This window comes from Bacillus sp. LR--39 (assembly GCF_053613335.1).
Genome location: NZ_JBSIOT010000949.1, coordinates 1 through 683 on the forward strand (window position 1 = coordinate 1; position 683 = coordinate 683).

At 42.8% G+C, this 683-nt stretch carries 1 protein-coding gene; it reads right to left on the minus strand.

The annotated features are described in order from the left end of the window. Positions 1-683 (minus strand): glucuronate isomerase (locus ACWHAR_RS27675; protein WP_452088515.1); only part of this gene is annotated, 683 nt, incomplete at its 5' end.

A 683-nucleotide genomic window follows, 5' to 3' on the forward strand; every position in this document is an offset into this window, starting at 1 on the left:
TTACACGTTTGCTTTCTCTTCTTGAAATTGAAAGTAGTGTTTCGCATTGTCATAGCAAATCCCCTGAACGATGCTTCCCAGAAGCTCCATATCGCGCGGCACTTCGCCGTTTTCCACCCATTCTCCAATCAAATTGCAGACGATCCGCCTGAAATATTCGTGGCGCGTATACGAAAGAAAGCTTCTGGAATCGGTGAGCATGCCGATAAAACGGCTGAAAAGGCCAACATTTGATAACGCTTTCATTTGGTCGAGCATCCCGTCTTTAGTATCGTTAAACCACCAGGCTGTGCCGAATTGTATTTTTCCCGGGGTAATACCGTCCTGAAAACTGTTGATCATGCTGGCGATGACATAGTTATCGTTTGGATTCAGTGAATATAAAATCGTGTTCGGCAGCTGGTTCTTCATCTCAACTGAGTTCAGAAGCTTGTATAAAGGCTTAGCAATTTCTTCATCGTTCATAGAATCATAGCCTGTATCAGGTCCGAGCCTTTTCATCATTTTTGTATTCGTGTTTCTTAAAGCGTTGATATGAAACTGCATCGCCCAATCGAGCTCCGCATACAAACCGCAAAGAAACTGAAGCGTATATGTCTTAAATTTCTTCTCAGCTTCCTCAGAAACCTCTGTTCCTTGTAATCTGTCAGAAAAAATCCGTCCAGCTTCTTCTTTTGTTGTTT